The organism is Mesorhizobium sp. M5C.F.Ca.IN.020.32.2.1, assembly GCF_004023105.1.
Classification (GTDB): Bacteria; Pseudomonadota; Alphaproteobacteria; order Rhizobiales; family Rhizobiaceae; genus Mesorhizobium; species Mesorhizobium wenxiniae.
The window spans coordinates 1-24,795 of sequence record NZ_RZSX01000004.1 but is presented as its reverse complement, the minus strand read 5'-3'; the positions used below and the strand labels follow the sequence as shown (position 1 = coordinate 24,795).

Here is a 24,795-nt window from a genome sequence, read left to right as displayed (position 1 = left end):
TTCCAAAACTTTCGGAAAAGATCCGCATCGTCGCATGTGAGTTGGCGAAAACGACATCTGCTCCTTCGTAGGCGCGGCGTACAAACCGAAAAAGGATGGAATCGGTCCTGAATTTGCTGACTTCGCTGCCATGAATCATCGCTCGATATCGTCTGCGATGGAACGGTCGTAGCACAAATGTCAGAAGTACACTGCGTATGTCGGCGGCCAAAAACAACCTGTCCTTAGGAACGTTGCGCAGAATAGAAAGCGCCCGCAGCGCCCCGAATGGAGAAATTTGATGATGCCGCAGAATGCGATGGGTATCCGGCTCCTGGGGAACGGCAGGAAGATCAGGATAGGCAGGCGCTATGACGGTCGCAGCGTGGCCACCAGCACGAACGATGTCGACCAACCGTCCGGCGTATGTTCCGATGCCACCAGGAAATGGATGATATTCGCACGTCATCAGGATTATGCCGTGCGGAGGCTGAGATATCATGGGTCAAGAACTCCCAATGCCGCCCGCCTCGCCTTTAGCCGATATGGGGGGATACTGTTGGCGGGCCGAGAGAACAGTCCCGCGATGATCAGCGATGCCATGCTCTGCAATTGTATGCGTTCAACTGATCCGCGAATCGCAGAAAACCGGGCCCCTTCGCTACTGTCGCCAAGCAACTTTGGTTTCCCAGTTTGCGCGCCCGATCTAATAGACGCCACGTAACGGTTGCGAGCCCGCGGCGCCGGGCTGCGTGCGTGGCGCGCTCCAGTCAGCCCCTCGGCGTCAACCCGCAGCAGATCCTCCATCGCCGTGATGCCTGCGGTCAGGCAGAAGCGCTCGAAGCTTGCTTCCAAAGCTTGCCAAGCCTACTCAACTTCCTGCCAGACAGCAGCAATCCGTTCTTGCTATGCTTTCTCATGGCGTTGCTCTCCTTCGTGGAATCAGCACCCCGAGCCTACTGGCCCAAGGCGGGTAATGGTGCCCTTTCTGGTTCAAGAGCGACCGGGACCCCCTGGATACAATCGCAAGACGACCTAACAACTTTTTCGCTGCCGCGCATCGTGACGAGCCGATAGTGTACAATTGCGATCTTCACGAGACCCCTCTGTTCAATTTGCCTGCTCCACAACTAGGCCTGGTAATACCGATGATAACGTTCACTGTAAAATTCGGCGCTGCCGAATTTTTGGTACCGCTTGATTCTTTTGATATCGACCTTGTTGAGCAGAACGCCGATGCATTTATCCGCCAGGGTCGGGTTGTTGTCGAGGATTTCGCGCACGAATGTACGAGCGGTCACACCCCATTCAACAACCAGAACAAGGCCGTCGAGGTGCTGGATAAAGGACCTCACGTCCGCGACTGGAGCCAACGGGGGCAAATCAACGACAACGTAATTGAACATAGGGCCCACCTTGAGCAGAAAGTCGCCCATTTTCTCGATAGGCTGCACGGTGTTTGCGAGCTTTTGTTGGCTCTGGTTCACGCCGGGCAGGAACCTCAATGGCAATGACTGATGGGCCAGCACGTCTCTCGGATTGAGTTCTCCAGCCAACAAGTTGGCCAGGCCTCGTTCCCAGCCGTTGGCCAACATAGGTGACAACCCAGGATTGTGGATATCAGCATCGATCAGCAATGTCTTACAACGCTGCATAGCAAGAACAATCGCTAAATTAGCAGCGACCAGAGACTTCCCTTCTCCCGGGAGGCAAGAAACGATGCCGAGCACCTTGGTGCTCTTCCTTGGTAACTCGACGTCAACAGCGACTTTCACAGTTCGCATCGCTTCGGCGAATTCCGAGCGCGGATGTTGTTCTACCCAGTTGAAAGCGCTGTTCCCCACCTCGATGATTGACGGCTCTCCGGCAGCACGATCGTGCTGGTTTCGCCGAATTGGCTTCCCGTCCAGCAAAGGGATCATTCCGAGCGTCTGAAGTCCGAGCTCATCGCGCACTTGAGCCGTCGTGCGGAAAAAGCGCTCACGGTACTCCCGAATTCCGCCCACACCGGCGCCAAACATGCCGCCGAGCACGACGCAGAACGCCAACGTAAGACTGCTGTTCGGAGAACTCGGTCTGCTGGGGGTTGCTGCCTCCGAGATAGTCCGCGCCTCCGTCAACGCCATCGAAAGGTTCTGCAGGCTCGCTTGGTACTGCTGCAGAACCTGTTCATATTGCGACTTGAGAGAGGACGCCTCAAGTTCGAGCTGGCGCAAGGTAACCAGCGATTCCTTGGTCAGCGTATTGTCTGTTCTGAACCTGTGGATTGCGAGCTCGGCATCGACCGATCGCTTCCGCACGGTCTCGAGCTCTTCCGCCAGTGCGCCGCGAGCTCGGATAATCGACTCGTCTTTGGCTCCGACTTGGTCAGAAATATAGATATCTGCATACTTACCGGCTATTTTTTGCGCCATTTCGGCGCTAGGCGACCGAAATTGGACTTCCAGAATGTAAGAATCCCCTACACGAGCTACCGTTATATTCTCAGCCAGAATGCCAAATGCCTGCCATCGAGGATCGGATCCTCGCGCGGCACTCGATTTCACCGGCGCTCCGCTTGCTTCGGAACTGCCGATGAATGGCCACACCAACCGAGCGACCGATCCTGTGACACTGTTGAGCAATGAATATGGCGCTGATAAGAAAGCGCGATCAGTAGCAAGACCGAGGCTGTCAACGACCTTTAGCCCGATGCGGTCGGAAAGCAACAATTCGACCTGACTCAGCATCATCGGGTCAAGCGGTGCGGAGCTTCCGCTCTCTGTTAACTTCGTCACGACGGATGGCTGGTTCTTGTCGATCAGGATTCTGGCCGTCGACTCGTACAAGGGCACCTCGGCCCAAAGATACGCTAGCCCCAGCACAAGTCCTGCGAACGCGCATGTAAGGACGAACCTCAACTGCCGTCGCGCTGCCGCCACGAGTGTTTCGAGATCAATCGTTCCCCACTGAGGATCGCCGAATGTGAAGGCAGAATCCGGGTGCTTTTCAACTTCGCGGAGCATAAGCCTTCAAACCCGTGGGATGAGACTGGCAGCGCATTGGTAACGGCAAACACCATACCACATTATCTGACTAAATGTCTGCAAATTCAGTATCGACGCCCGCGGAGCACAGGCGCACCGCTCGGGGCGGGCATCAGCCCGCTCTTCGCCAAAAGCGCAAATCCTAACCTCGATGCAATAAACGAAACCTCACGCGGCCCATGCTCCGACTGCCGCAATTCCGCTGCATGTCGTAAGCTCCAACTGAAGGAAGAAACTGAGTCGTCTTGCCAAATGGCAAAACATCTGAGCAAAAGATTCCGGGCTCGGGTTGAGCCTGTCCTGCGGGAAACAGGAATGGCTCGTCGATCACAGACGCGCGCTAACGATCACCGCAAGTGTCCTGCGCGCATCTGGCGCCTCGCGGAAAGCCTCTCCGGTGCCCGAATAAGACAGGCTGCAGTCACATTTTGTTTCGTGGTGTGGGGTGTCATCTTGCTGATCATCCTGCTCTAGCGGCCAGAGCCCATAAAGGCAGAGCGTGGCCCGCCTGGCTCGGCAGTTGCTCCCTTTCGGACTCATCGCGCGATGTGTGACTTCGGAGTCACCGATTCTTTGGAGACCGAGCGCCACACTAGCAGCATGACAGCAACAAAGTACCCAATCTGTATCAAGATCCCACAAATTAACGTCTGGACAAACGTGCCCCAGAGGGAGCCGGTGAGCAAATATATACTGATGGCGAATGCCAACAGTACTATGACAAGGCCTCGCAAAAAAAGCAAAAAGGACATCGCCGTCCCACTCGCAGCCGCTGACGTGACGCGCTCCTTGGCTATCCAGGCCTCAGCGCGTTAACCATCATAACATATCGGAACGGGTCAGGGCGACCGATATATTAGCATGTGCGAATAAAGACGCCCAACCTGTGCCCGGACGCTTGCTTCCAGGAGTTGTGTGCGTCAAGTTCTGCAAAAAATGGCGTGGCATTCAGTGGTGACGTTGGCGGGTCCGCCGCGCAGCGCCCGTGTTTAGCGGAGCGGCGGACATGGCGGCCGCGCGTCAGGCGGGCCAACGCTACCCGATGGCAGTCGCGTTCTGGTGGCCTGAGCGGCGCGCGACCGGCTGTTCGCTGGCCGGCGGTGTCGCTTCCGGCCGACGACACGTCGCGAACGACAGCAAAACCATGATCGACGCGATCGCGGTGGCCGCCGGATAGTTATATTCTTCCAGCTGGATGACGATCAGAGTGGCGCGATCTCGGAATATCGTCTGCCTTGTTGCCGTTGTTCCGAGCGTAAATTCGCCTCAAAGGAATGGCGTTGTGAGAAAGGTCTGCGTCGACGCCGGTGACGTCAGCCATAGCGCTTGGGCTCCACGACTGCACCAGATCGACGACCAGGAGCGTCATGCTTAAACATTGCGGGGTGATCGCGAATGTTGAATAGATCGGTGCGCTGGATGCGGGCAGGCAGCTGCGCTGCGCTCGCATGCATGTTTTTGTTGTTCGCATACGCGAATCCGTCAAATGGCCTTGCCCTAGCAGAGGAGTACAAAGTCGGCGAGTACCGTCTGCAGACTGGCGACGTGATCGGCTTCGCTGTCATAGGCTATCCCGAGATGCAAAAGCGAGCTGTCATCGACCAAAGCGGTGTAATCGTGTTGCCGGTCCTGGGCCCCCTAACCGTTCTCGGGAAGACAATAGAGGATGTTCGCAAGGAGGTAATTGAGGGTTTAAAACCAAAATCCCTTCCACAACGATCCGCCGACGGCACTGAGACTTGGACTGGGTTTTACCCGGATCAGATTGTAGTTGATATTGAGGAATACAGACCCGTCTATATTGACGGGGACATTGCCTCTCCTGGGACTCAGGCCTTCAGACCAGGCATGACTGTCCGACAGGCTGTGGCGGCTGGCGGCGGCTACCAGCTCGGTCGCGGTGAGCTTCAAAACCCTGAAATGACAGCAGCGGACCTTGGCGGCCGCCTCCACATTCTGCGCATCAAGTACCAGGAAAGCGAAATCAAGGCTGCTCGCATAGAGGCGCAGCTGAGCGGCGCCAGAGCGATTGAGGTTCCGGACACAGAACGTGACCCGAGCCTCGAACCTCGTCGCGACGAAGCTTTGCAGCAGGAGGGGAAGCATCTTGAAGCTGTCTATGCGGATCAGGAGAAAGAGCGCGCTTCAATTAAGTTGGCTACAACCAAGGCGGCGGAGCGAATGGGCTACCTGAAGGAGCAGCAGAAGGCGGATCAAGCGGGCGCAGCCGCAGATGCAGCGGAACTTGATCGCCTCAAGAAGCTCTTCGAAAAAGGTCTGATCCAGATCACGAGGGTCAACGATGCTCAACGTGCAGTGCTCTTGTCAGCGACCCGCGCGTTGCAAACCAACGCTGAGATCGCTCGACTCGAACGCGACCAAGGGGATTTGCAGCGCAGTCTTGATAAGCTTATCGACCAGAGTCGAATTGACCTGTTGGCTGACATGCAGGCTGAACGCGCGGCGATGACGCAAATGCGCGCTGAGATGGATTCATTGACCAAACAAATCGCCTACGTGATGCAGATGCGCAGCGACCTTGTAGGCGAAGGGGACCGAATTACGATCGGTGTAACCCGCTCCACTGACGGACAGGCAGCGACGACCGAGGTGACTGAAGATACTCTGCTTGCTCCGGGTGACACCATCACAATTACGCTGGAGGTCCCACCAGGAGCGGTCGCGAACTAAACAATTAAATATTGTATAGAGGCGGCGCGTAGTTGCACGTGTCCTATGGAAATGTGGTCCGGGCCAAAGATCGTTCTGGTGGCCGCTCAGGGTCCGGGCAATGACGTGATTGCCACGTGCGCCGCCAAAGCCTGGCATCAAGCATCTAGCTTCAACAGCTCCGGCTCGGTACGCCCGAACAGGGACGCACTCACCTCTCCAGATAAATCTTGTCATAGAGAGGCCGAGACTCGGCGTTTCGCATCCGTTTCACTCGAACCTTGATCCAGCGAGGGACCAGTCCGCGGCAGCAGACGTCGACCGTGTGAGGCAGACGTGAAATGGCCGTGCGCGGCTCCAGTACAAAGAGCTTCTTCGACAGGTACCAGGCTGCGGAAGGCCGCCCTTGAAGCAAAGCTCTCACGGCAAGCGAATTGATCGTGTCAAGCAGATGGGCATTAAGATCGCTCCCAAATTGCGGATATTTCTCGTGAAACTCGGCTAGGACAATTTGATACGAACGAAACATCTGCATGACATCGCTCGACATGTTGCCGCTCGTCCTACGGTAACCCACAAGATATTGGGGCACGACACCAAACTCGTAATTCTCCGCTATTCTGAGGCACATTAGAAGATCTTCGCAGCCTTGTGCGTTCCTCGCCCTCAGGGAAGGATCAAACTGTCCCGCCCGCTCGAATGCGGAGCGACGTACAAGCATCGAACTTCCGTTACCGACAAAGTTGTTTCTGCACATGCGTTGCAGCACGCGACCATCGGCATCGGGCTGTTTGAGTGAAAATATCCGACCGTCCTCGTCGATCTCCGCAAACCAGCAATATGCTAGGCCAGCTGACGAGCCTCCTTCCTGCAGGACGCGCAGTTGCAGTGCGATTTTGGACGGAGCCCAAAGATCATCCGCGTCCACGAACGCTAGAAACTCCGCATCGGTGGCAGCTGCGCCGCTGTTGCGTGCGTGCGCAACACCCGCGTTCGGCTGCCTGAAAAGGCCTCTACGCCGATCTTGCTCGGCATAGGCGGCCACGATTGACGCGGACTGGTCCGTCGACCCATCATCCACAACGATAATGTCCAGCGCCTGGTGGCTCTGCTGGCAGATGCTGGTCAGCGTCGGGAGAATGGTTCTCTCGGCATTGAACATGGGCACCACGACGCCTATCACAGTGGCATTGTGCTGGCTCATTTGCCTTCGTCTTCTCTCACGACGTGGTAAAATGGCACATCAAGCCGGTAGTTCCATCAAATTTCACTACTTTAGCTGATGGAGGATTCAACCACGACGGCCGAGCAGCAAGGCAGAGGCCCCCGGCGAGTTCCACGTAGCACTCCTGGAAGCGATAAAGTGGCGGCCTCCGGACTTTAGCTGGATATTTAGGAACTCCGATTGTGTAGGTGAGTGAGGAACCTCCCGAACTGCCCGTCGCGGCATTCCCGCTGCCCGAAGCCATGCAGCAGTCGCAGCCTCGCTCGGTGAAACAGGCATCCACTATTCAACGACAACGCCCCGGCCGAGATCGCCGGCTGCCACACGCATGCACGCAATGCAGCCGTTCATTGTTCGACACCGCGATCTAGGACATACCCGTTATGGCGACATGGCACGGGATCTCCGGGGCCGCCGCCGGTGCCAAGACGCAACGCCAAAATTACCTCCGGTCGCCGCGGGCACCCGCAACCGGAAACGAAGGCGGGCGTTGCTGTGACGAACAGGATATAAGCCTATCTGGCAGCAAGCTGGTTGAGGAAGGCCCCACCGTCATGAAGCCAATGAATGAAGAACACCTCGCAGTTCTACGCAGACACATGGTCGAGATGATTGCAATCCATACCGACCTTGCAAGCGAAGAACTCGGCAAGGCGGCGCTCGATGAACGGGTGATGGCAGCGATGCAGCGGGTGCCGCGCCATCTCTTCGTGCCAAGCTCGGTCGCGCCTTATGCCTACCAGGACATGCCACTGCCGATCGGCTTCGACAAAACCGTCTCGCAGCCGTTCATCGTCGCTCTCATGACCGATCTCCTTGCTCTCCAGCCGGACGACGCGGTGCTCGAGATCGGCACCGGCCTGGGCTACCAAACCGCAATCCTCGCGGAACTCGCCGGGCACGTTTGGAGCGTCGAAATCATCGAGGAATTCGCAAGCCATGCCGAGACTCTCCTGCAGGGCCTCGGTCTATCCAATATCAGCATTCGTGTCGGTGACGGGTCTCGCGGCTGGCCCGAGCACGCCCCATTCGATAAGATCCTAGTCACCGTCGCGGCTGGGCGGGCGCCACCGGCTTTGCTTGAGCAGCTCAAGCCGGGGGGCCGCCTGGTTCTGCCCGTGGGCCCTGAACAAGGGCAGTTGTTGACGGTGATCGACAAGGATTCGGTAGGGCAACTGAAGACTCGCAAACTCATCCCGGTTCGGTTCAGCCGGCTCGAAACGGTCTAATGAGGGTGCGGACATCTGGCCCACAGGGTCAGCAACTTCGCTATGGCCAGAGATGACGCAGGCCGCGGGAGGATTGTTTTTAACCGACTGTGCCCGCGACAGCGCCTCGCGTTTTCCGCCGCCCAAAACCAGTATGGGATTTCGCGTCTCACGGCTGCTTCGCGTCCGCTCGTTTGAGCATGGCAAATGCGCGATTGATCCGTTGCAGAGCTGTGGCGTTTGCCAGCAGTGCGTAAAGCGCGAACCCGCCCGTGAGAAACCAAGGCGAAGCGGCGCCCATGGCGATCGCCAATCCATCGGCGACTAACAGCACGCAAATGAACACCAGACGTTCCATCCGTTCGAAGAAATCCGGCCACGCCTGGTTTTCTATGGGGATTTCGATCGCCGTCCGCGCCTTGGCGTAGCTGGTGAGGATTCCGCCGGCGAATGCGATCATTGCGATCGCCCACAGATCGGCGACCCAGCCTATTGCCGCAAACACGGCAAGTTCTTGATAGCGGTCGGCCATGGCGTCGAAATAGCCACCGGCCTTGGTGCTCATATGTCTCCGACGGGCGACCGCACCGTCCAGCGCGTCGAAGGTGAAGGCCAACGCGAGGCAAAGGCCAAAGGCAAGGCTTGACTGGTGGTACACATAGGCGGCGCACGACAGGGCGACGAGCACCAGACCGCCGGCTGTAACCTGGTTCGGGGTCATGCCGATCCCGATCAGCGGAGAAGCGGCGTGCTCCCATAGCGGGTCGATACGACGTTTCATGAGACCGGCGATCATGATGACTTTGCTCCTCTTATGATGTCGTTCCGCGAAGCTTAACCGGCAAATTGTGGGTTCGTTCCAGCCCGTCGGCGCCGACCGAGGTGGTCAGCGCGGCGGAGACCGGATCAGGCCCGGCTCAACCAGCAGCGTTTCTTTGGCGAATGCGGCCAATGGATTAAGGTAGCCAGAGAACTGTCAAGCTGTCGGCGAAACGGAAAATTTCGGTTGCTGCTATAACCGTCCGATGTTGTTCCGAAGTTTCTGCAACGCCCGTCGTGTCTGCCGCCGCACATCGACTGGCAGTCTAGCGGCAGTAACCCGAAAGATGTGACTATAATGCCTATTTACAATTCACGGGGAAGCCGTCCGAAACTCCATGCGTAAATTTCTGCCTAAGTTTGCTTGCCTACTCGCGACCTCTGCCGGCGCAGGATTCTCTCCGTTATGGCCGGGCACGGCCGGCGCGGGCGTCGGAGTGGCTCTTGCCGCGGTCCTGATACCTGCATCGCCTTGGCTGATCGTGCTCGCCTATATGGCCTTATTCGCCGTGGGAGTATGGGCGTCGTCGCATGTCGTCTCCCATACCGGGACGGAGGATCCGCAGATCGTCGTCGTTGACGAGACCTTCGGCACCGCCGCAACACTTTCCATGCTGCCGCTCGACCCGGTCTGGTGGGCAGCAGGTTTCCTTGCCTTCCGGTTTTTCGATGTCGCCAAGCCTTGGCCCATCGGCGTCGTGCATGAGAAGGTAAGGGGTGGACTCGGCATCATGCTGGACGACGCGGCTGCGGCTGTCTTTGCCGGCGCGTTGCTGCTTTTGCTGAACGATTTGATTCAACGTTTGCCGTAAGGGGGACATCTTAGTCTTCACCTGCCACTGTCGAGCTTATTGCGGCCCACCGGGAAAAACAGACCTCTCGCCACCAAAATCTGCCGGAGCAGCGCTAGACCGCAGCGTCGCGCGGCCGTGCCAAATCGTTCGTTCCCTCCGGATCCGGCGCTTGGCCATAGCTCATCTTCTTCATCTGCTCGATCACCCGCGCCATCTCTTCGTCGGAAAGGACGGGCGGCTCACCAAGTGTAAGCGCCTGGACATACATGCGCGAAAGGGTTTCGACCTCGTTCGCCAGCCACAACGCCGCTTCCATGGTCTTGCCGAGCGAAATTTGGCCGTGCTGGCCAAGCAGGCAGGCGAAGCGATCCTTGAGTGCAACCAAGGCATTGTCGGACAAGGCCTGCGTGCCAAAGGTTGCGTATTCCGCGCAGCGGATCGTCGTACCGCCAGCCACTCCTGTCATATAGTGGAAGCTCGGGATCGTCTTGTGATGGCAGGCCAGCGTCGTGGCGTAGAGCGAGTGGCAATGCAGCACGACGTTGATCTCCTGCCGCTCCCTCAAAATGTCACGGTGGAAGCGCCACTCCGAGGAGGGCCGTCGGCCAACATAGGTGCCGTCAAAGCCCATCTCGACGATGTCTTCGGGCGTCATGGTTTCGTAGGGCAGCGACGAGGGCGTGATCAGGAAACCGTCGCTGCAGCGCACCGACAGGTTGCCGGCATTGCCCTGGTTGATACCGCTGGAGTTCATCCGGCGGCAAACATCGACCATCTCGCGGCGCAGCGCGCTGTCATCGGTCATCGATTGTCCCTTTTGCTGGTGTTGCCCTGTTGCAAGTTGTTTCGCTTCGCCAGTTCGCGCCACCGCTGTGCATAGGCTGCGAGCGCGTTACGGTCGCCGGCAAAGGCGGTCGGCCGGCTGAGTGCGATGGGAGCCGGCGTGTCACGAGTTTCATGTTCGCCAAGTAACGCCGCACCCGAAGCGGTGCCATAGGAGTCGAGGTTGTAGACCGTTTCGGCGTTTGGCCGCAGCGCGGCAACAAACGTGGCGTAGAGCGGATCCCTCAGGAAGGTGCCATCCAATGCAACCAACCCGTCTTCGTTCAGCGCATCGATACATTCGGTCGTCAGCAGCGCGGCATAGAGCACGGCGAGCGCTTTGCGCTCGGCAGGGGTTTCTGCAGGCGGCCCTTCAAACCGGCCGCGCCCAGCGCTGCCGGGAAACAGGCCGTCATCGTCGCCGAACGACGGCAATGCGAAGGTGCCGCGCTCAATCAACAAGCTGACCAGCGCAGCGTCGGCCGCAGTTTCTTCTTGCCCCTGTCCTGCCACATGACTGAACTCTCGTCCGCCCATGGTCAAAACGCCGCCGACCGGGCCTCCCGTCACGTCGCTGTTCAGCACCATTCCGCGGTTTTCATCGAGGTGGTCGAGAGGTGTCGCCGCGCACATTCCGACAATCCAGGTTCCGGTAGAGATCACGCAGGCGTCGCGCATGCCTGCCGCCTGGTAGCGGTAGAGGTTCAGGCTGCTGTCGTGGCCGCCAGTCAGGACAGACAGCTTTTCCGGTATGCCGTGCCGGCGCGCCAGATCGTGCCGGATTGGCCCCAACGTCTCCCAGGCAGGATGGAATGGTGGCATGAGGCGCTGCCACCCCTGCCCCGCGACAATGGGCGACCACTGCTTGCGCACATTGTTCCATAGATGCGATTGCGCCGAGAGGATCGTCGTTTCGGCCGATGGCACGCCTGACAGCCGCCAGGCCCAATATTGCGGCAAGCCCAGATACCAGCGAGCCTGGGCGACGCGCTCCGGATCAACCTGCTGCATCCAGTACAGCTGGCGCGCCTGGTGGGCGGCCTTTAGCATGATCGCGCTGCCGCGATCGAAGAAATCGCCCGAAAGCGGCGCGTAGCCATCGCGAATTGCGGGCGGCAGATCCTGCTCGTAGTCAATCATCGGCAGGGCGGACGTCTCGTCGGGATCTGCGTTCACCAGAACTCCCGCGGAGCCATGTCCGGTGCCGACCACCTTTTCCAGCGGATGATGGCGGCACAAACTGGCAACCGAGCCGAACAGCCAGTCGCTAATGCCCTTGAGGTCGTGCTGCCGCCAAGGTGGACCGGGCCGCACTTCGTTGTGGACAGAGAGGCTCTCCACGAGCACGCCGTCGAGCGTCATCGCGGAGAGCTTAATATTGGTCTTCCCGACATCGAAGACGGCGATCCTCGCGCCATCCGCCTTCTGCCCGTCACCCATCGTGTCAGATCAAACCGTATTGGCGAGCCTTGTTGCGCAGGAACGGCAAGCCATTGCCCATCACCTCGGCCTCATCCTTCGCGACCGGGCGCCAGACCGAGAGACCGTAGGAGACTTCCGGCGGCATGTTGATGAAGCTTTCCATGGCAAGTCCGCCCTTGAAACCGATCGCCGCCAGCGTTGCGTAAATCTCGTCCCAGGGGCAGTTGCCAGTGCCTGGTGTGCCGCGATCGCTCTCGGACAAGTGGATGTACTTCAGGTGATCGCGGGCGGCCAGAATGCCATTGGCTGCCCCCTTCTCCTCGATGTTCATATGGTAGGTGTCGAGATGAACAAAGATGTTGTCGGCCCCGATTTTCTCGACCATCCAGACGGCCTGCGCGCCGGTGTTGATCAAATGGTTCTCGTAGCGGTTCACGGCCTCGATTCCGAGTTCGATGCCGCGCTTCTTGGCGTGCTTGGCGGCGACGGTCAGCACATGCGCGATGTTGTCGTATTCCTTTTCGGTCGGTGGCACGCCGGTGCGTTCGCCGATACCGCCGAAAATCACGCCGGAAAGCGCCAGCGCGCCCATTTCCGCCGTCTTGTCGATGGCCTCTTCGAGATGTTCGATGGCGGCATCCGGCCGCACCGAGGCCCAGGCGCGCTCCGGCAGGCCGAGCGAGCAAACGGCAGGAAGATTGTGCTTTTCGAGCAAGGCGCGTGTATGCGCGGCATCGACCGCCGGCGCGTTCAGAAGCGCGATCTCGATAAAGTCCATCCCGTATTTGACCGAAGCCGCGATCGCCTTCTCCGCGCCGGCCCGGTCCCAGTTCATCGTCCACATCGAGGTGTGGACCCCAAAACCATGCATCTAACTCATCCTCTGTTTGTGTTTAGGAATTTGAGGCGCCCGGCAAGCCAGCGCAGGATCATCACCGTGATCATCAAAATCCCCCAGACCGCCGTCGCAAGATGCTGGTTCGCGCCCATCAGATTGAGTCCCGAGGACAGAAGCTGGAGCACGACCAGCGCAACGAAGACCGGGATCACTCGACCGAAGCCGCCGAACGGATTGACGCCGCCCAGAAAACAGGCAAGCACGGTGATCAGCAGGTAAGACTCGCCGTGGCCGACACGCACCGAATTGAAGCGCGCCAGCATGATGATGCCGGCAACCGCGCACATCGCTCCCGACAATGTGTAGACGAGAACCTGCACCTTGCGCGTATTGATACCGGAATAGCGCGTGGCCTCGATATTGGAGCCGATCATGTAGGTGTTGAAGCCTAGCTTCATGCGCGTCAGCAAGACCTGCCAGATCAGCACGCAAGCGATGAAGATGAGCAACGGTACCGGGATGCCAAAGATCGAACCGTAGCCGATCGCCGCGAAGAAGCCGGGAATGCCGGACACGTCGCCGCCGCGCGTCAGGAATTCGCCGAGACCGCGCAGGAAGATCATCATCGACAGCGAGACCAGGATCGGGTGAGCCTTGGTGTAGGCGATGACGAGGCCCATGATCAGCCCACTCAGTGCTCCGATCGCGATGGCAAGGATCGAGCCAAGGACAAAGGCGCCGATGCCTGCGTCGACGCCTCCCTGGCTTTGCAGTACCCAAGCCAGCGTCAGGCCGGCCATGTTGGCCGTGAAGGTGATGGCCAGGTTCAAGCCGCCGGTCAGGATCGGCAGCAGCATGGCAAGCGTGAGGAGGCCGAGTTCCGGCAGCTGGAAGGCGACCGATCCAAAGGTGGCACGGGAAAAGAAGTTCGGCGCGGCAAAGCCGAACACGACCATAACCGCTACGAACGCGGCGAGCGGACCTGCTAGTTCGGGGCCGAGCGCGTTGCGGGCGCGTTCAATCAAAACCGTCATGAAGGCACCCGCCGGCTTTTCAGGAACGGCAGCAGGCGTTCGATGCTGGTGTTCGACAGGGTGATGGCGGCAAGAATAATGGCGCCGACGATCATCTTGAACGCGAAAGGCGATACACCCATCAAATTGAGTCCGTTTTGGGTGATCGAGACCAACAGAACGCCCAGAATGCAGCCGAGCACGCTGCCTTTGCCGCCGCCGAGCCGCGCACCGCCAAGGACCACGGCTGCCAGGACGTCGAGTTCGCGACCGTAAAGGGCGTTCGGCACCACTTCCTGCGCGTAATGCGCTTGCACGAGACCGGCGATGCCCGCCATCAGGCCCAGCCAGCCGAATGCAATAAACTGCATGGCACCAGTATTGATGCCGAAGCGGCGCGCCCCCTCCGGATTGTCGCCAAATGCGTAGAGCTGGCGCCCAGTGGTGGTGCGCGTGATCAACGCCCAGGTAGCGAACACGCAGATAACCATAATGAGCACAGGTAGGGTGATTTCCGCCCAGCTGCCGTCAGCCATCTCTCGCTCGAACAGCACGACACGGTTGGTGAGCCAGTCCGGAAGATTGTAGATCGACACGCCGCCTGTGAAGAACATCAGCAAGCCGAAGAAAATGTTGAAAGTCGAAATCGTGGCGACGATCGAAATGATTCTGAACCCGTGGATCAGGAAGGCGTTGATGCAGCCCAACGCGACGCCCAATGCGCCAGCGATGATGACGCCGATAATCCAATTGCCGCCGCCGACCCAGCCGAGGACGGTCGCCGTCAGATATTGCACAACGGAGGCAGCAACCGCGAAGGAAATGTCAATGCCGCCGGCGACCAGCACGACGAGCAGGCCGACGGCGAAAATGATGTTGACCGAGCTGGTGTTCAGAAGGTCAAACGCGTTGCCGAGGGTGAAGAACCGGTCTGTCGCGAACGAAAGGAAGACGCAGATGACTGCGATAACGGCCAGCAAAGCCAGTTCCGTTGCGTGGGAGCGGACAAACCTACGCATAGACCGCCTCCTCGATCGCCTGGAGGGTCGTAGCGCCCGGTGCATATTCGCCGACAATGCGCCCCTGAGCCATGTGCAGCACACGGTCCGCGTTGAAATAGACTTCAGGCACCTCGTCCGAGATCAGGATAATGGCCAGGCCGCTGTCTGCGAGCTTGGAAACGATGTCGAAAATGCCGGCGCGCGCGCCGACATCGACGCCGACTGTCGGTGCGTCGAGGATAAGCAGCTTCGGATCGGTCGCCAGCCATTTTGCAATGGCGACACGTTGCTGGTTTCCCCCCGACAGGGTCGAGATCGCGTCGTCCTGCTTTCCGATCCTGACGCCGAGATCCCTTATCCAGCGATTGACCAGAGATCGCTTGCGATCGCTCGAAATGAAACCGCTCGAAAGGATCTTGTCCAGCGAGGCGATGACCATGTTGTCGGCGATTGCCTGGGGCTGAATGAGGCCGAGCGACAGCCGGTCTTCCGAAAGATAGGCGACGCCGGCGGCGATCGCGTCACGGTTGGAACCGAAGCGAACGGGTTTGCCATCCAGGACGACAGAGCCCGATTTCGGCTTGCGCATGCCAAACAATGTCAGCGCCAGCTCGGTGCGCCCTGCCCCGAGCAACCCGGTGATGCCGAGCGTCTCGCCGCGCCGGACCGCCAAGGACACATCCTGGAATTCGCCGGGCCGCGACAGTCCCTCGACCTCAAGCATGACCGGGCTCTTGCTCAAATCCCGATGCAGGACGGAATAGTCGAAGGTCTTGCCCGTCATCAGCTCGGTGATGCGCGATTGGGTCAGGCCCTTGGTTGGATAGACGCCTACCAGCGCGCCGTCGCGCAGCACGGTGACGCGGCTGGAGATTTCAAGAACCTCCGCCAAGCGATGACTGACGAACACAACGGCGACGCCCGACGCCGACAGATTGCGCACAATGTCCAGCAGATAGTCGGTTTCGGATTGGGTGAGCGACGCCGTCGGCTCGTCCATGAAGACGAGCTTCGCCTCGCCGACGAGGGCGCGCGCGATTGCTACGATCTGCCGCTGTGCGATGGGAAAATGGTGGAGTGCTAAATCGACATCGAGGGTCACACCAAGACGTTGCAGGGCGTTGGTCGCGACACGGCGCATTTCGGCATAGTTCACCAGCCGCGGCCAGCGGCCGATGACAGTCTGGAACGCGATGTTCTCGGCGACAGTCATCTCGGGAAACAGGGCGAGGTCTTGCCAGATAACCTGAATCCCGCCGGCCTGCGCCGTAACCGGCGACATATTGGAGTAGCTCTGGCCATCATAGTCGATCACGGCGCCCGCCTCGGGCTTGTACACGCCCGTAATGACCTTGATCAGCGTGCTCTTGCCGGAGCCGTTCTCGCCGGCGAGGCAATGCACCTCGCCCGGCAGCACCTCAAAGCTGACATTCTTCAGCGCCTTCACGCCGCCGAACGTCATGTTCGTGTTGCGGAGCGACAGCAACGGCCGTGATGTGGCGCCATCGAGTGCCTGATCAGCCATCGAGTTGAAACCCTGGATTCAATCCCGTTTGCAGTCCTGCAGCCGGGCCGGCTCGAGGCCAGCCCGGCTGCCATAGCCTTGGGAGGCTTTACAGGCCCATCGCCGCGAGATCGTCGACAGTATCCTTGTTGATGGGGACCAGCTGATCGACGATGATGTTACGGTTTTCGAAGTCGGGCTTGACTGTCCCTAGCCCTTCGATCGTATCGCCGTCCTTGATCTCGTTGCCCTTCATGAGATGGTCGGCCAGCGTGACGAAAACCTCGCCCGCCTGCTTCGGATTCCACATGAAGCCGCCGGAGATCGCGTCGTTCTTGATGAGCTTCTGGCCCTGGCCTGGCGAGAATGGGCCGAGGACGAATATTTCCCCCACCTTCCGCCGCTCTTCGATTGCGCGGCCAGCGCCGATCGGGCCTTGGCTGCCGAAGGCCAGGAAGCCCTTCAAGCCGGGATTCGCGGAAATCAGGTCAAGCGCAGTGCTGCGGCTTTTGTCCACATCCTCGGCGACACCATAACGTTCGCCGACAAGCTTCATGTCGGGATAGTTCTTCTTCAGATACTCGATTGCCGCATCGGCCCAGGCATTGTGCAGCGGCACCGTCAGCGAGCCGACGAAGACTGCATACTCACCCTTGCCGCCCATCTTCTCCGCCAGGAGCTTGGCATGAGCTTCGCCGAAGCCGGTCGCGGACGCGAGTTCGAAATCCCAGTCGGCGCCCTTCTGGCCAGGCGATTCATGCGTGATGACGATGATGCCGGCGTCCTTGGCCTTCTGCAGCACCGGTTCAAGCACTTTGGCATCGTTCGGCACCACACCGATGACCTTGACCCCCTGTGCGATCAGATCCTCGATGGCGCGAACTTGCAGTGCCGGATCGGCGCTGGTTGGGCCAACCATGAACGCGTCGACGCCGAGCTTCTGGCCGCGCTCCTTGATACCCGCCTCCATTGCGTTGAACCACGGAATGCCGCCGATCTTTACGACGACGCCGACCTTGCCGGCCTGCTGTGCCATCGCAGCGAACGATCCGCCAAGCAAAAGGGTCGCGGCAAGCGCCGCGATCATGAGCTTTTTCATCTGTACTCCTCCCATAACGTTCCTAGTGGAACACACTCGAGCCGTCGAACGACGGCGGCCGTTAGAAACCTCCCCGAAAACACGGGCACTCCCCATCGATTATCCACCGGTTTCCGCTTGCACAATCGATGGTGCAGAAACTATTATGCATGGAGAAGCTCTCGTCAAGCGGGATATTTGCTCTAAAAAGACGCGCGGGAGGGCCAGATGGATCAGCGGGTCAAGAAAAAGGCGACGATCTATGACCTGTCCGTGCTATCGGGCAGTTCGCCCTCGACCGTGAGTGCCGTCCTGAACGGCACTTGGCGCAAGCGCCGCATCAAGGAAAGTACGGCGCAAACAATTCTCGGCCTCGCCGAACTCCACCAATACACCACCAATCTGCAGGCGCGAGGCTTGCGACGCTCGCGATCGGGCCTGGTCGGCCTGATGCTGCCCGTCCACGACAATCGCTACTTCTCCTCCATGGCGCAGACGTTTGAGGGGCATGTGCGCAGCCGCGGCCAATGCCCGGTCGTGGTTAGCGCCAGCCGCGACCCGGAAGAGGAACGGCGGACCGCGGAGACGCTGATCTCCTATTCAATCGACCAGCTCTTCATCGTCGGCGCCACCGATCCGGACGGCGTGCACGAGGTCTGCGAACCGGCGGGGCTGAGGCATATCAACATCGACCTGCCGGGAGCGAAGGCGCATTCGGTGATCAGCGACAATTATGAGGGCGCACGGATGCTGACGGAAGCAATCATCCGCCGCTTCGGCAACGACGATCCTCTGCGGCCGGACGAGCTGTTTCTGTTTGGCGGCCGCAACGACCATGCCAGCCGCGAACGCATCGCCGCTTTCCATGCGACCAAGAAGGCACTGCTGGGCGCCGACCCTGAAGACGGTGTGCAGTCCTCCGGGTATTCGCCCGATATAACTTTGCGTGCCTTCGAGGCGTTTTACCAACGCCATGGCAAGCTGCCGCGCGCGCTGTTCGTCAATTCGTCGATCAATATGGAAGGTCTGCTGCGTTTCATGGCGGGCCGGCCGGCGGAGATGTTTAGTGAGCTCGTCGTCGGTTGCTACGACTACGATCCGTTCGGCTCCTTCCTGCCCTTCCCGGTAATCATGGTGCGGCAGAACATTGAGGCGATGATTACGAAGGCGTTCGAGCTGATCGATAACGCGACGACGACGCCACAGACCTTCCTGATTGCGCCAGAGTTGATCCAGCCCCGGTCTGCGCTCAAAGGGCCGCTCGACACTCTGAAGGATATAGCGTGAGTGCGAAATGGCGCGACAGGGTGACCCTGCACGCCCTGATATTTCAATGGTTTATCATGCCGATCGGCATTGAGACCGGTGCCGAACCGCCGCAGAACCTCTTCTCCGAAAGTGCCGCCGGCCGCCTTCTCCTAGCTGCTTCGCTCACAAGTGATCCCATATTGGAGCCACGGTCGCCATCTCCCGTGCAAACCTATCACGAAAGTGTCGCCGTCTTCACTGTGAGCCCAATACGGGACACGTGGGCGCAGGCCAAAGACCAACAGCAGCGAGCATTAGAAGCGATATCGGATTCCAAGAGTGTTCGCATTAGAACCCTCGTTCATATCGCCAATTGTACCATCGGCGCCGGATCTATGGTGGAGTTGGTAGACAAGTTCGACATTGGGAGCTTGCCTGACTCTGAACGAAAGCTCCGCACCAACGAAGCCGAGGAATGATGCATCGCCATCGTAGCGGATTTCGCGATCGCGCTCGATCTCGGTAGGGCCTGTAACGGCACTGAATCCAGCGGTCAGTGCGGGCGCAATCGCCAAATCACCAATGACAAGGCCCTGGTGGCGAAGTCGCGCTCCGGCCCAAAGTTCGCCAGACGTATCGTCGTCCTGGCCAAATCTTATGGCCGCGCCGGTGACGCCACCAAGAACGAAACCAGCGCCTATATCGACGAGATCGCGACCGTATGCAGCTCCGATTATATAGTTGTCCGTGTAGTCGGCACCAAAAACATTGATCGTGTCCCCGAAGGCCGCGCTCGCAAACACGCCACCAAAGACATAAACATCATTCTTGGTCGGCAGACCGTCTGTGAAAGGGTCTTGGGTCGCAAAATAAATAAAGGGAGAATTGTCATCGGCGAGTCCAGAACTGACTGAAGTGCTCAAAATCATCGCAGCCAGGGCCGCTTGCAGTTCGTGCATAGACAAGCTCCGAATCAATCCATGCCATTGTTCGCAATTGCACAGGGGAAAACAAGGTACGAATTGGTTTGTCGCCAGAATACTGGGATGCGGATCATCCTATATCTCGAACTCTTCTTTGGGCTCTGCCAAGCGGCTTGCGACACCTGCCTCAGGTAACCCGATGGTACGCGCCGTAAATCCGGGAACGTTTTCGCGTCGGCGCGGGTTGTGGAGATGCCTCAAACGCATGGGATGCCGGTGAAATGGCCATTCTTTCAGGAAAATCGGGAAGCTGTTGGGTGGCGGCAGCCCCCGCTACGAATTATCCCCCGCTCGAGGGCTCGATCCATGCGGAGGCCATTGTCGTGGGCGCCGGGATTGTCGGGCTCACGACGGCGCTTCGCCTTTGCGAGGCCGGTCGGTCGGTGATCGTCATCGAAGGCCTGCGGACAGGCGGCCAGGTGACCGGCCGCTCGACGGCCAAGATCACGACGCAGCACGCGCTGATCTACCACCATCTCATCGACACCTTCGGCCGGGACCTGGCGCAAGCCTATGCCGATGCGAATTCCGCCGGCGCTGTCCAGATCCGGGAATGGGTTCGCAACTATGGCATTCCCTGCGATCTCGAGGCCAAAGACGCCTATACCTACACCTGCGATGCAAGCCGGCGCGCGGAGATCGTGGCCGAGGCAGAGGCCGCGCGGCAAGTTGGGCTGAACGCCGATAGTCTCGAGCGCGCGCCGCTCCCTTTCGAAACGGCCGCCGCTCTGCGTTTTTCAAACCAGGCGCAGTTCAATCCGGCGATGTATCTGGTTGGCCTGGCTCAAGCGGTGACGGCCCGTGGCGGACGGATGTTCGAAAACAGCCGCGCGATCTCGATCGGCGAGGCAAGCCGCTGGCGCGTCGTCACCGACAGCGGCACCGTCCACGCCGAGCATGTGGTCGTCGCCACCAACATGACGGTGAAGAGCCCCGTCGGTATGGCGAACCGGACCCAGCCGCGCTGCCACACTGCAATGGCGTTCCGGATCGATGACCCTCTTGCTGTCGACGGCATGTTCATCGGCATCGACGATCCAACGCATTCCATCCGCACCGGGCGCGATGCCGAAGGCCCGCTGCTGGTCGCGCTCGGCCCCAAATTCGACACGGGCCAGGACGGCGACGTGGCGAAACGGTTCGTCGAGCTGGAACAATGGGCAAGAATGAGCCTTCCGGTTGGGGACGCGGCGTGGCGCTGGTGTAACGAGGACTATGATACGGCCGATAGAGTTCCATATGCCGGCGAACCCGATCCGGACAAAGCCTCCGGTTTTCATATTGCCACGGGATTCAACGCCTGGGGCATTACCAATGGAACGGCCGCAGGCACGATGATCGCGGATTTGATCTGCGCTCGGCCGAGCCCATGGCAAAAGCTCTATGATCCGGCGCGGTCTTATCCCGAGGACTTTCATAGGAATGGCCGCAGCCAATCGATTGTCTCAAGCATCGACGACATTGCGCCCGGCATGGGCGGTGTGATCGTCAGGGGTGACGAAAAGATCGCGGCGTGGAGAGACACTGAAGGAGTACTCCACCCCGTTTCGGCGACCTGCACCCACAAGGGTTGCACCGTGACCTGGAACAACGCGGACAACACCTGGGATTGTCCTTGTCATGGCTCGATTTTCGCCGCCGACGGCACGGTTATCCACGGCCCGGCTCGAAAACCGCTTGCCCCGGCCGCGCTGTAAAAAAGGCGGCGACTGACACGGCCGGCGTTACCGTGCGTAGGTTCCGACCAGCTCAGTCTGCTCCAGCGCATGCTTCTGGGCTTCCTTCCAGACAGACTGCACGCCCGCCTGTCCCGGCACACTGAGGCTCGGCACGTCGAGCACGGCCAGCCGGAAATGATAATGATGGACGCCATGTCCCACCGGCGGCTGTGGGCCGTCGTAATAGGCATTGCCGAAATCGTTGGTGCCTTGCCGAAGTGCCGACGGACCTGGCTTGCCATCTTGCGCCTCGGCTAGCTCGCTGGCATCGGGCGGGATATTGAACACCGCCCAGTGCCCGAAGGTGCCGCTCGGCGCGTCGGGATCCTGCACGACAAGAACAAGGCTCTTCGCACCATCCGGAACCCCGGACCACTTCAGCGGCGGCGAGACGTTCTGGCCGTCACGGGTATACCTTTCAGGAATTTTCCCGCCCGCCGGAAACGCAGGGCTGATAAGGGTGAGTGGCATTTCCATTTCCCCAAACAAGCGTTACGGCCGAGACCATCGAGGTCTGGGCGCCATTTCACGCCGCTTGCTGAGCTTCCGCGGCGCGCCTGATTTCTGCCGGCAAGGATTCCCAAACCTTGGTCATCTGCCCCTCGTCCACGTGGTGAACGAGCACCTTGGATACGACCCTGAATGCATCGTTGGAATCGACCGGCCGGGTGAATTCCAGCTCCGCCTTGATTTTGGCGAGAAACTCATCGAGCGACCGCAACTTCTCGGGCGTCTTGGAAGGCTGATATTGGTCGTAATAGGCGCCGCGTACTAGGATCGGCAGCTGCGAGCCGAGGTGGGCTGCAAGATCCGGCTGCATGCGATCTCGCAGCGCGTGCAGCACCGCTCCAAGAACATGCCATGCGATCTGCCGATCCGGTCCCATCTCGGCCATGATCTCGTCGAGCCAGATGTTTGTGGTCTGCAGCGTCTTGTCGAATACGTCGAGTCCGGTGGCGCTCATCGAAGCCTCCTGTTCAACGGTTTGAATGACTCATCAGACGAAACGACCGTGGGTCGGCTGTTGTTCCCGTCCCCCGAGCTTAAAGGCCGTCTCTCGCGAGGCGTGTGATCCATCCGGCCAAGCTTTCGCTACGTGTGTTTCCGCCAAGATTGCCCCGTCAAGATTTGGCCATGGCGACGGCAACGAAAAGCGATTGTCCTTGCCTGTTGATGCGGAACAATATGGGCCTGTTCTGTTGGCGCGATTTCGCCCACTCCGCTTGGATGTCCGACGGCCGCGTCACGTTCCGGTTGTTGGCCGAGACGATCACATCGCCAGGCTGAATGCCGTTTTCGGCGGCGAGGCCGTTGGGGGCCACTTCTTGCACGAATACGCCCGTAATGTCCGGCTGGAGTCCGAGCTGCTGGCGCGCCTCATCCGGGATTGGGCTGAGCGACAAACCAAGACGTGTGTCGGCCGTTTCCGACTTTGGAACGGCGCCGGTCTGTTGCTCCTCATCGTTGCGCTGTCCGATGGTCAGAGCTATTTCCTGTTGGCTGCCTCCACGATTTCTTGTCAGCGTCGTTTTTGTTCCCGGCGTTTGGCTCGCAGCCGCGAGCGTCAAATCGTGGACGTTCTGGATGTCCTTGCCGTTAAAGCGTGTAATCACGTCTCCTGCCTGTATGCCTGCCTGCTCTGCCGGACTGCCGGGTTCGACCGAAGCGACCAGCGCTCCCTTGCTGTCGGGTATTCCAAGCGCCTCAGCAATCGACGGCGTGATCTCCTGGAGACGTACTCCGATGAAACCGCGCTCGATCCGGCCGGTGCGGATCAACTGGTCGACGATGTTGCGGGCGGTGCGGGATGGTACCGCAAAGCCAATCCCTATGCTGCCACCTGTGGGAGATACGATGGCCGTGTTGACCCCGATCACTTCGCCGCGCGCATTGAACAGCGGGCCGCCGGAATTGCCGCGATTGATTGAGGCGTCGGTCTGGAGAAAGTCGTCGTATGGACCGGCATTGATGTCGCGCGAACGGGCCGAAAGCACGCCGACGGTGACGGTCCCACCGAGTCCGAACGGACTGCCGATCGCGATGGTCCATGCGCCGGGCTGTACTGCATCTGAGTCACCACAGGCGGTCGTTGTCATGTCGGGCCGTGGGTCGATCTTCAGCACCGCGAGGTCGGTTGCCGCATCGCGGCCGACGAGCCGCGCAGGCAGCGTCTCCTTGTCCGAGAATACGACATGAATTTCGCTTGCATCGGCAACGACATGGTTGTTGGTGACGATGTATCCATCGGGGCTGATCACAAAGCCGGAGCCAAGAGCCTCTCGCACCCGCGGTTGAGGCGGTCCCAGGCCGCGGCCATAGAAAGGACTAAGAAGGTCGTTCAACGTCGCCTGGTCTTGGATAATCTGTCGGGTGGTTATTGCGACCACGGCCGGAATTTTCTCGCGCACGATTGCCGTGAAGTCGTTCGGGATTTCCTGGGCTGCGAGCGGAGCAAAGCCGCCGGCCGAGAGCATCAGAACTCCGGCGGTCAGGCCGGCGCAAAGTCGTTTGTTCAATACCGGGAACATGGTCTGCGACTCCTCCAGCGCTGAGTGATCAAGCATGCGACGGCTCCAGCATGAGAAAGCGGTTCACCAGCGGATTACGACAACCTTGTCGTTCCCGTTGGCGAGTTCGACGGCTTCGGTGCCGTCCGGCTTGCGGCTTTCGATCCGGGCGCTTTCTATTGTTTCTATGCCAGCGATGTTGGCTGCAAAGGCTTCGTCAATCTCGGCGGCACAGACCAGAGTATCCGGCGGCAGATCCTTTACTTGGTCCATCAACTCGCGAAGCTTCATGGCGAATCTCCTTGGCACGGGCCCGGGTTCTTTCGACCGCACATTTCAACCATGTCCCTCAAGAAAAGTTCCCTGACGAGATTGCGGGAATCTCACAGGATGATCTCTGCGCAAGGGGTCTCTCGTAGAGCCCGAGAGAACGGTCTTTGAATAACCACGACCGGCCCCGGAAATCATCGGAACTTCCAGCTCGCAATCCGGCGGGCGGGGATCTGCCCGTTACGCTCGGCCGCGATCTATCGGGCGTGGTGGAGCTGTCCGGCACGCGGGCGCAACTTTGAAGAAGGGCGATCCGATGTTTTGCCATGCTTGGCAATGACCGCGGCGGTAACGCCGAATACGTCGTGGTCAAGGCGACGGAAGCGGCAGCAAAACTGGAACGTCTAAGCCATGTGGAAGCCGCCGCCGTGCGGCTTGCCGGCATTACAGCATGGCAGGGGCTTTTCGACCATGGCGACCCTCAAATCCGGGCAGCGGGTTCTCATCCATGGCGGCGCCGGCGTTGTCGGGCATCAGGCGATTCAGTTTGCCAAGGCTGCGGGCGCATTTGTCGTGACGACTGTTGCTGCCGAGGATTTCGATTTCGCCCCGCGAGGATGCACATGTGGTGGCATGGATCGTATGAGCGCGGGCTGTGTTCACTTAAGAG

General features: G+C 59.5%; 23 protein-coding genes and 1 pseudogene. 7 read left to right on the top strand and 17 right to left on the bottom strand.

The genetic code is table 11. The features are described 5' to 3' along the window. From EOA86_RS00485 to EOA86_RS00475, 3 genes are all read right to left on the bottom strand, one after another. The coding region (locus tag EOA86_RS00485) for a glycosyltransferase family 4 protein (protein WP_164891503.1) at positions 1-394 on the bottom strand (394 nt) is incomplete at its 3' end. A gap of 715 nt (positions 395-1,109) precedes the next feature. Further along, positions 1,110-2,984 (bottom strand): Wzz/FepE/Etk N-terminal domain-containing protein, encoded by a 1,875-nt coding sequence (locus EOA86_RS00480; protein WP_128340407.1) that lies wholly within the window; start codon positions 2,982-2,984, stop codon positions 1,110-1,112. A 557-nt stretch (positions 2,985-3,541) separates the two neighbouring features. Next, positions 3,542-3,757, bottom strand: coding sequence for an exopolysaccharide production repressor protein (locus EOA86_RS00475; protein WP_127313762.1), 216 nt, complete (start codon positions 3,755-3,757; stop codon positions 3,542-3,544). A gap of 254 nt (positions 3,758-4,011) precedes the next feature. Here EOA86_RS00475 and EOA86_RS38350 point away from each other — a divergent pair, with 254 nt between their 5' ends. Together EOA86_RS38350 and EOA86_RS00470 are read left to right on the top strand one after the other, a co-directional pair. Next, positions 4,012-4,182, top strand: a complete 171-nt coding sequence (locus tag EOA86_RS38350) for a hypothetical protein (RefSeq protein WP_164891502.1) — start codon at positions 4,012-4,014, stop codon at positions 4,180-4,182. A gap of 218 nt (positions 4,183-4,400) precedes the next feature. After that, positions 4,401-5,696, top strand: a complete 1,296-nt coding sequence (locus EOA86_RS00470; protein ID WP_128340406.1) for a polysaccharide biosynthesis/export family protein — start codon at positions 4,401-4,403, stop codon at positions 5,694-5,696. A 190-nt stretch (positions 5,697-5,886) separates the two neighbouring features. Here the strand turns inward: EOA86_RS00470 and EOA86_RS00465 are convergent, their stop codons facing one another. Further along, positions 5,887-6,879, bottom strand: coding sequence for a glycosyltransferase family A protein (locus tag EOA86_RS00465; protein ID WP_128340405.1), 993 nt, complete (start codon positions 6,877-6,879; stop codon positions 5,887-5,889). A 575-nt stretch (positions 6,880-7,454) separates the two neighbouring features. Here EOA86_RS00465 and EOA86_RS00460 point away from each other — a divergent pair. Continuing rightward, positions 7,455-8,129 (top strand): protein-L-isoaspartate(D-aspartate) O-methyltransferase, encoded by a 675-nt coding sequence (locus tag EOA86_RS00460; protein WP_128340409.1) that lies wholly within the window; start codon positions 7,455-7,457, stop codon positions 8,127-8,129. 148 nt (positions 8,130-8,277) lie between these two features. Here EOA86_RS00460 and EOA86_RS00455 read toward each other — a convergent pair whose 3' ends face one another. Next, positions 8,278-8,904 carry a CDP-alcohol phosphatidyltransferase family protein gene (locus EOA86_RS00455; protein ID WP_065007846.1) on the bottom strand — a complete coding sequence of 209 codons (627 nt, stop codon included), beginning with the start codon at positions 8,902-8,904 and terminating at the stop codon, positions 8,278-8,280. Between the two features lie 361 nt (positions 8,905-9,265). Here EOA86_RS00455 and EOA86_RS00450 point away from each other — a divergent pair, with 361 nt between their 5' ends. Further along, entirely contained in the window at positions 9,266-9,739 is a 474-nt protein-coding gene (locus tag EOA86_RS00450; protein WP_128340404.1) for a phosphatidylglycerophosphatase A, read from the top strand. Between the two features lie 94 nt (positions 9,740-9,833). Here EOA86_RS00450 and EOA86_RS00445 read toward each other — a convergent pair whose 3' ends face one another. The 7 genes from EOA86_RS00445 to EOA86_RS00415 all read right to left on the bottom strand — a co-directional run bounded on the left by EOA86_RS00445 (position 9,834) and on the right by EOA86_RS00415 (position 17,420). Continuing rightward, a complete protein-coding gene (locus EOA86_RS00445) occupies positions 9,834-10,526 on the bottom strand; it encodes a class II aldolase/adducin family protein (RefSeq protein ID WP_029356038.1) in 693 nt (230 codons plus the stop codon). Further along, a complete protein-coding gene (locus EOA86_RS00440) occupies positions 10,523-11,983 on the bottom strand; it encodes an FGGY family carbohydrate kinase (protein ID WP_128340403.1) in 1,461 nt (486 codons plus the stop codon). Before EOA86_RS00440 ends, EOA86_RS00445 begins: the two co-directional genes overlap by 4 nt. A 4-nt stretch (positions 11,984-11,987) precedes the next feature. Beyond that, the gene (locus EOA86_RS00435) at positions 11,988-12,836 is read right to left on the bottom strand and encodes a sugar phosphate isomerase/epimerase family protein (RefSeq protein WP_127209069.1); all 849 of its coding nucleotides are present in this window, start codon (positions 12,834-12,836) and stop codon (positions 11,988-11,990) included. Positions 12,837-12,841: 5 nt separating this feature from the next. Beyond that, positions 12,842-13,837 carry an ABC transporter permease gene (locus EOA86_RS00430; protein ID WP_128340402.1) on the bottom strand — a complete coding sequence of 332 codons (996 nt, stop codon included), beginning with the start codon at positions 13,835-13,837 and terminating at the stop codon, positions 12,842-12,844. Then, positions 13,834-14,835: an ABC transporter permease gene (locus tag EOA86_RS00425; protein WP_128340401.1), complete on the bottom strand. Its 1,002-nt coding sequence runs from the start codon at positions 14,833-14,835 to the stop codon at positions 13,834-13,836. Before EOA86_RS00425 ends, EOA86_RS00430 begins: the two co-directional genes overlap by 4 nt. Beyond that, complete coding sequence (locus EOA86_RS00420; protein WP_127209066.1) at positions 14,828-16,342, bottom strand: sugar ABC transporter ATP-binding protein; 1,515 nt, start codon at positions 16,340-16,342, stop codon at positions 14,828-14,830. The genes EOA86_RS00425 and EOA86_RS00420 overlap by 8 nt, the downstream gene beginning before the upstream one ends. Before the next feature lie 88 nt (positions 16,343-16,430). Next, a complete protein-coding gene (locus EOA86_RS00415; RefSeq protein ID WP_095519836.1) occupies positions 16,431-17,420 on the bottom strand; it encodes an autoinducer 2 ABC transporter substrate-binding protein in 990 nt (329 codons plus the stop codon). Between the two features lie 207 nt (positions 17,421-17,627). On the opposite strand from EOA86_RS00415, the gene EOA86_RS00410 reads away from it, so the two are divergent. Continuing rightward, positions 17,628-18,686, top strand: a complete 1,059-nt coding sequence (locus tag EOA86_RS00410) for a LacI family DNA-binding transcriptional regulator (protein WP_065007855.1) — start codon at positions 17,628-17,630, stop codon at positions 18,684-18,686. Positions 18,687-18,961: 275 nt separating this feature from the next. Here EOA86_RS00410 and EOA86_RS00405 read toward each other — a convergent pair whose 3' ends face one another. Then, entirely contained in the window at positions 18,962-19,606 is a 645-nt protein-coding gene (locus EOA86_RS00405; protein WP_128340400.1) for a hypothetical protein, read from the bottom strand. 245 nt (positions 19,607-19,851) lie between these two features. Here EOA86_RS00405 and EOA86_RS00400 point away from each other — a divergent pair, with 245 nt between their 5' ends. After that, on the top strand, positions 19,852-21,327 hold the full coding sequence (locus tag EOA86_RS00400; RefSeq protein ID WP_128340399.1) for an FAD-dependent oxidoreductase: 1,476 nt from the start codon (positions 19,852-19,854) through the stop codon (positions 21,325-21,327). A 27-nt stretch (positions 21,328-21,354) separates the two neighbouring features. Here the strand turns inward: EOA86_RS00400 and EOA86_RS00395 are convergent, their stop codons facing one another. From EOA86_RS00395 to EOA86_RS00380, 4 genes are all read right to left on the bottom strand, one after another. Next, entirely contained in the window at positions 21,355-21,819 is a 465-nt protein-coding gene (locus tag EOA86_RS00395; RefSeq protein WP_065007941.1) for a YbhB/YbcL family Raf kinase inhibitor-like protein, read from the bottom strand. A gap of 55 nt (positions 21,820-21,874) precedes the next feature. Further along, entirely contained in the window at positions 21,875-22,312 is a 438-nt protein-coding gene (locus EOA86_RS00390; protein WP_128340398.1) for a DUF2267 domain-containing protein, read from the bottom strand. A gap of 157 nt (positions 22,313-22,469) precedes the next feature. Further along, positions 22,470-23,912, bottom strand: a complete 1,443-nt coding sequence (locus tag EOA86_RS00385; RefSeq protein WP_245497067.1) for a Do family serine endopeptidase — start codon at positions 23,910-23,912, stop codon at positions 22,470-22,472. Positions 23,913-23,939: 27 nt separating this feature from the next. Beyond that, positions 23,940-24,146: a hypothetical protein gene (locus EOA86_RS00380; RefSeq protein WP_029356015.1), complete on the bottom strand. Its 207-nt coding sequence runs from the start codon at positions 24,144-24,146 to the stop codon at positions 23,940-23,942. Positions 24,147-24,596: 450 nt separating this feature from the next. Between EOA86_RS00380 and EOA86_RS39830 the strand changes: the two are divergent. Then, a pseudogene (locus EOA86_RS39830) lies at positions 24,597-24,795 on the top strand (hypothetical protein); the annotation flags it as partial.

Coding starts and splice junctions, on each gene's coding strand:
- EOA86_RS00480 (WP_128340407.1), bottom strand. CDS start 2,984: ATGCTCCGCGAAGTTGAAAAGCACCCGGATTCTGCCTTCACATTCGGC.
- EOA86_RS00475 (WP_127313762.1), bottom strand. CDS start 3,757: ATGTCCTTTTTGCTTTTTTTGCGAGGCCTTGTCATAGTACTGTTGGCA.
- EOA86_RS38350 (WP_164891502.1), top strand. CDS start 4,012: ATGGCGGCCGCGCGTCAGGCGGGCCAACGCTACCCGATGGCAGTCGCG.
- EOA86_RS00470 (WP_128340406.1), top strand. CDS start 4,401: ATGTTGAATAGATCGGTGCGCTGGATGCGGGCAGGCAGCTGCGCTGCG.
- EOA86_RS00465 (WP_128340405.1), bottom strand. CDS start 6,879: ATGAGCCAGCACAATGCCACTGTGATAGGCGTCGTGGTGCCCATGTTC.
- EOA86_RS00460 (WP_128340409.1), top strand. CDS start 7,455: ATGAAGCCAATGAATGAAGAACACCTCGCAGTTCTACGCAGACACATG.
- EOA86_RS00455 (WP_065007846.1), bottom strand. CDS start 8,904: ATGATCGCCGGTCTCATGAAACGTCGTATCGACCCGCTATGGGAGCAC.
- EOA86_RS00450 (WP_128340404.1), top strand. CDS start 9,266: ATGCGTAAATTTCTGCCTAAGTTTGCTTGCCTACTCGCGACCTCTGCC.
- EOA86_RS00445 (WP_029356038.1), bottom strand. CDS start 10,526: ATGACCGATGACAGCGCGCTGCGCCGCGAGATGGTCGATGTTTGCCGC.
- EOA86_RS00440 (WP_128340403.1), bottom strand. CDS start 11,983: ATGGGTGACGGGCAGAAGGCGGATGGCGCGAGGATCGCCGTCTTCGAT.
- EOA86_RS00435 (WP_127209069.1), bottom strand. CDS start 12,836: ATGCATGGTTTTGGGGTCCACACCTCGATGTGGACGATGAACTGGGAC.
- EOA86_RS00430 (WP_128340402.1), bottom strand. CDS start 13,837: ATGACGGTTTTGATTGAACGCGCCCGCAACGCGCTCGGCCCCGAACTA.
- EOA86_RS00425 (WP_128340401.1), bottom strand. CDS start 14,835: ATGCGTAGGTTTGTCCGCTCCCACGCAACGGAACTGGCTTTGCTGGCC.
- EOA86_RS00420 (WP_127209066.1), bottom strand. CDS start 16,342: ATGGCTGATCAGGCACTCGATGGCGCCACATCACGGCCGTTGCTGTCG.
- EOA86_RS00415 (WP_095519836.1), bottom strand. CDS start 17,420: ATGAAAAAGCTCATGATCGCGGCGCTTGCCGCGACCCTTTTGCTTGGC.
- EOA86_RS00410 (WP_065007855.1), top strand. CDS start 17,628: ATGGATCAGCGGGTCAAGAAAAAGGCGACGATCTATGACCTGTCCGTG.
- EOA86_RS00405 (WP_128340400.1), bottom strand. CDS start 19,606: ATGCACGAACTGCAAGCGGCCCTGGCTGCGATGATTTTGAGCACTTCA.
- EOA86_RS00400 (WP_128340399.1), top strand. CDS start 19,852: ATGGCCATTCTTTCAGGAAAATCGGGAAGCTGTTGGGTGGCGGCAGCC.
- EOA86_RS00395 (WP_065007941.1), bottom strand. CDS start 21,819: ATGCCACTCACCCTTATCAGCCCTGCGTTTCCGGCGGGCGGGAAAATT.
- EOA86_RS00390 (WP_128340398.1), bottom strand. CDS start 22,312: ATGAGCGCCACCGGACTCGACGTATTCGACAAGACGCTGCAGACCACA.
- EOA86_RS00385 (WP_245497067.1), bottom strand. CDS start 23,912: ATGCTTGATCACTCAGCGCTGGAGGAGTCGCAGACCATGTTCCCGGTA.
- EOA86_RS00380 (WP_029356015.1), bottom strand. CDS start 24,146: ATGAAGCTTCGCGAGTTGATGGACCAAGTAAAGGATCTGCCGCCGGAT.